1 protein-coding gene is annotated in these 1443 nt (G+C 67.0%); it reads left to right on the plus strand.

From position 1 onward, the window contains the following. Window positions 1-1443: molybdopterin-binding domain-containing protein (locus AC1DU6_RS31070; protein ID WP_477861976.1), on the plus strand; the 1443-nt coding region annotated here is incomplete at both ends.

A 1443-nucleotide genomic window follows, 5' to 3' on the forward strand; every position in this document is an offset into this window, starting at 1 on the left:
ATATGAGCCTGGCCCGCGACAGCGAGCAGGACCTGGAGACCTACTACAAGACCCGCGCACTCAAACCACTGCGCCCTGGCCAGATGAGCTTCTGGCAGAACTATCCCAAGTTCTTCGTCAGCCAGCAAAAGGCCTGGTGGGGCAAGGCCGCCACCGCCGAGAACGACTGGGCCTACCACTACCTGCCCAAGTGGGACAAGGGCTATGACGTGCTGCAGACCTTCGAGCTGATGGGCCAGGGCAAGCTCAACGGCTACATCTGCCAGGGCTTCAACCCGGTCGGCTCCTTCCCCAACAAGAAGAAGATCGTCGCGGGCCTGTCCAAGCTGAAGTTCCTCGTCATCATCGACCCGCTCAACACCGAGACCGCCGAGTTCTGGAAGAACCACGGCGAGCACAACGACGTGAAGAGCGAGGACATCCAGACGACGGTGTTCCGCTTCCCCAGCACCTGCTTCGCGGAGGAGGACGGGTCCCTCACCAACTCCGGCCGCTGGCTGCAGTGGCACTGGAAGGGCGCCGAGCCGCCGGGCGAAGCCAAGGGCGACCCCGAGATCATTGCGCAGCTGTTCATGCGCATGAAGGCGGCCTATGTGAAGGAGGGCGGTGCCTTCCCCGACCCCATCGTCAACCTGAGCTGGCCCTATCTGCAGCCCACCAACCCCTCGGCCGAGGAGCTGGCCAAGGAGTACAACGGCAAGGCCCTGGCCGACGTGACCGACCCCAAGGACGCGACCAAGGTGCTGGCCAAGGCAGGCGAGCAGCTCAGCGGCTTCGGCCTGCTGCGCGACGACGGCAGCACGTCCAGCGGCTGCTGGATCTACGCCGGCGCCTGGACGCAGGCCGGCAACCAGATGGCCCGGCGCGACAACGCCGACCCCTACGGCATCGGCCAGACGCTGGCCTGGGCCTGGGCCTGGCCGGCCAACCGCCGCGTGCTCTACAACGCCGCCTCCTGCGACCCGACCGGCAAGCCCTGGAACCCCAAGCGCCGGCTGATGGCCTGGAACGGCGAACGCTGGGGCGGCTCCGACGTGCCCGACATCCGGCCCGACGCCAACCCGACCGATGCCGACGCGGTGCGGCCTTTCATCATGACCGCCGAGGGCGTGGCGCGGCTGTTTGCACCGACCGGCCTGGTCGACGGCCCGCTGCCCGAGCACTACGAGCCCTTCGAGACGCCGCTGGCCAACAACCCCATGCATCCGGGCAACGCCAAGGCCAAGTCCAACCCGGCCGCGCGCGTCTTCAAGGGCGACATGGAGGCCTTCGGCACGCCCAAGGACTTCCCGTACGTGGCCACCAGCTACCGGCTCACCGAGCACTTCCACTACTGGACCAAGAACGTGCTGACCTCGGCCGTGCTGCAGCCACAGCAGTTCGTCGAGATCGGCGAGGAGCTGGCCAAGGAGAAGGGCGTCGCCAACGGCGACTGGGTCAAGG

This window comes from Roseateles sp. P5_B10 (assembly GCF_056400485.1).